This window comes from Ignavibacteria bacterium (assembly GCA_016873775.1).
GTDB lineage: Bacteria > Bacteroidota > Ignavibacteria > UBA10030 > F1-140-MAGs086 > JAGXRH01.
Window position 1 is genome coordinate 1 of the sequence record VGWC01000129.1, and the last position, 3,042, is coordinate 3,042.

The following is a 3,042-nucleotide window of genomic DNA, read 5'->3' on the forward strand; positions in this document are numbered from 1 at the left end:
AAAAAATTATGCAATACAAAATAAAAGAACCAACACAAGAATATCTTGCAGACAAAATAGATATTGGTGTAAAAGTCGCAATCGCCGACGAACTGGAACGCAGACGAAAACTTGGCTTGCCGATTGTATTTGGCAAAGACGGAAAAATAATTACGATGATTGATGGAAAAATTGTGAAAGAACGAGAATACGCTGAAGTAAAAAAATATGCCCATAACAATTTACAACACACTCACCCGAACAAAAGAAGAATTTAAACCACTCGCAGAAAATTTTGTGCGAATGTATGTTTGCGGTCCAACGGTGTACGGACATTCGCATATTGGTCACGGAAAAAGTTACGTGTCGTTCGATGTGATTGTTCGCTATTTGCGTTACGTCGGTTACAAAGTTTTGTACGTTCAGAACATTACCGACGTTGGGCATTTGCTCGGCGAAACAAACGAAGGCGAAGACCGAATGTTGAAACAAAGCCGCGCCGAACACAAACATCCGATGGAAGTTGCAGAATTTTACACGCGCAGTTATTTTGAAGATATGGATGCGCTCAATGTGTTGCGTCCCGATATTTCTCCGCGAGCAACTGGACATATTATCGAACAAATCGAACTCGCGCAAACGCTGATTGAAAAAGGATTTGCGTACGAATCAAACGGCTCGGTGTATTTTGATGTTTCAAAATTCAAAGACTACGGAAAACTTTCCAATCGAACTATTGAAGAATCGGAAACCGGAACGCGCGTTGAAACGAGAAGCGAAAAAAAACATCCGAACGATTTTGCTTTGTGGAAACGCGCCGAACCTGAACACATTATGCAGTGGAGTTCGCCGTGGGGAAAAGGGTTTCCCGGTTGGCATGTGGAATGTTCTGCAATGTCAATGAAATATCTCGGCGAAACGTTCGATATTCACGGCGGAGGAATGGATAATCAATTTCCGCATCACGAATGTGAAATTGCGCAAAGTGAATGTGCAAACCAAAAACCGTTTGTAAAATATTTTCTCCACAACAATCTCGTAACGGTGAACGGACAAAAGATGAGTAAGTCGCTCGGCAATTTTACCACGCTGAAAGATTTATTCAAAAAGTTTGAGCCGAATGTTGTCCGATTTTTTATTTTGCAAAGTCATTATCGCAGTACGCTGGATTTTTCGGAAGAAGCTATTGCGAGTTCTGCAAAGGGTTATGAGAAACTTATGAATACGGTGAAAAGCGTGAGGGAGCGAGGAGCAAGGAGCGTAGAGCAAAGAGCAGAGAGCGTAGAGCAAAGAGCAGAGAGCGTAGAGCAGAGAGTAATTATAAATGACAGTTTTGTTTTGAAATACAAAATACAATTTCTGAATTCAATGAATGATGATTTCAATACGCCGCAAGTAATAGCAATGTTGTTTGATTTCAGCAGAGAAGTGAATTCGTTACTCGTTGGCGGAAATGTTTCCAGTGAACAATTGTTGCAAATTGATTCGTTCTTTTCCGAAATTGGCGGCGATGTGTTGGGAATTATTCCAAAAGAAATCGAAACAAAAACTTTGAGTAATGTTTCGGAAAACGATTTGATGAAACTCGTGATAGACATTCGCAAGGAAATTCGCTCAGAAAAACTCTGGAAACTTTCCGACAAAATCCGCGATGGATTGAACGAACTCAGCATAACGCTCGAAGACACGAAAGACGGAACGGCGTGGAAGCGAAAGTAAAAATAAACTTCTCAGATTTTCCTTTGATTTTTATGCAATCGAAAAGTATATTGTGCGCAACTTTTTTGCGAAATGCAACGATTTTTTTTTCCTCTTTTTTTCCAATATGTGAGCGATGAATGTTTTGAATAAGTTCATTCTCGCATCACTTCACATTTCACCCAAGCCACTCGTATGGCTCGTTGCGAGGCGTTACATTGCGGGGAAAACATTGAATGATGTTACGCGCGTCGTCCGTGAACTCAATCAACAAAACGCAATGGCGACGATTGATGTACTAGGCGAAGATATTACACACGCAAACGAAGCTATTGATTTCCGAAAGCAGTGTATTGAAGTTTTGAACACTATTCACACAACACACATTGATGCAAATCTTTCCCTGAAACCTACGCAACTGGGTTTAAAACTTGATAAGCACCTTTGCGAAGAAAATCTTCGCGAAATACTTTCCGTTGCGTCATCGTTCGGATATTTCACGCGACTTGATATGGAAGACCATACGTGCACCGATGATACGCTTGCTGTGTTTCGTTCAGTACGAAAAGATTTTCCTGGTGTCGGCGTTGTGATTCAAGCATATATGCGGCGAAGCGAGAACGATATTCACCAACTCATTTCAGAAAAAGCGAACATCCGTTTATGCAAAGGAATTTACAGAGAACCGCCGAATGTAACGTTTCAAGATAGAAAAGAAGTACAGGACAATTACATCAAACTTTTAGAAATGCTTCTTTCGACAAAAACGTATGTCGGCATTGCAACACACGATTACGTTTTGATAGATGCGGCACATTCGTTGATTAAGAAATATACTTTGCAAAAGAACGAATACGAATTTCAAATGCTGCTTGGCGTTCGCGAAGATTTACGTAATAAGATTTTAGAAAAACAAGAACGAATACGCATTTATGTTCCGTACGGAGAACATTGGTATCATTACTCAACGCGGCGATTCAAAGAAAACCCAGAAATAGCGGGATACGTTTTTAAGGCGATGTTCTCGAGTAACAATAAATAATTTTTTTAGAATTGTCATTGCGAACAAAGTGAAGCAATCCCCTAAAAGATTGCCACGTCGTTTCACTCCTCACAATGACGAGATAGTAACATCAATTCATATAACAAAAAATAATTATGGCTGAACAAAATAAATCAACAACGTTTCAACCGTTCGTTCCTGCAAATCAATTAATGCCGGAATTTACAATGAAATCAATCCTGATGGGAGCATTCTTCGGAATTCTCTTTGGCGCCGCAACAGTGTATCTTGCTTTGAAAGCGGGACTCACTGTTTCCGCTTCGATTCCAATTGCAGTTCTTGCAATTTCCATCGGAAGAAAA

Annotated in this window: 4 protein-coding genes; all 4 read left to right on the forward strand. The window is 40.2% G+C overall.

Going from position 1 to position 3,042, the window contains the following annotated elements; translation table 11 throughout:
• The first annotated feature begins 8 nt into the window (after positions 1-8).
• The gene (locus FJ218_11195; GenBank protein ID MBM4167466.1) at positions 9-257 is read left to right on the forward strand and encodes a hypothetical protein; all 249 of its coding nucleotides are present in this window, start codon (positions 9-11) and stop codon (positions 255-257) included.
• On the forward strand, positions 208-1,698 hold the full coding sequence (locus FJ218_11200; GenBank protein ID MBM4167467.1) for a cysteine--tRNA ligase: 1,491 nt from the start codon (positions 208-210) through the stop codon (positions 1,696-1,698). The genes FJ218_11195 and FJ218_11200 overlap by 50 nt, the downstream gene beginning before the upstream one ends.
• A gap of 115 nt (positions 1,699-1,813) precedes the next feature.
• Positions 1,814-2,719 carry a proline dehydrogenase gene (locus FJ218_11205; GenBank protein MBM4167468.1) on the forward strand — a complete coding sequence of 302 codons (906 nt, stop codon included), beginning with the start codon at positions 1,814-1,816 and terminating at the stop codon, positions 2,717-2,719.
• A 116-nt stretch (positions 2,720-2,835) separates the two neighbouring features.
• On the forward strand, positions 2,836-3,042 hold a 207-nt coding region (locus tag FJ218_11210), incomplete at its 3' end, for a peptide transporter (GenBank protein ID MBM4167469.1).

Bases quoted from the DNA above. Each gene is read 5' to 3' on its own strand.
- FJ218_11195 (MBM4167466.1), top strand. From the start codon at position 9: ATGCAATACAAAATAAAAGAACCAACACAAGAATATCTTGCAGACAAA.
- FJ218_11200 (MBM4167467.1), top strand. From the start codon at position 208: ATGCCCATAACAATTTACAACACACTCACCCGAACAAAAGAAGAATTT.
- FJ218_11205 (MBM4167468.1), top strand. From the start codon at position 1,814: ATGAATGTTTTGAATAAGTTCATTCTCGCATCACTTCACATTTCACCC.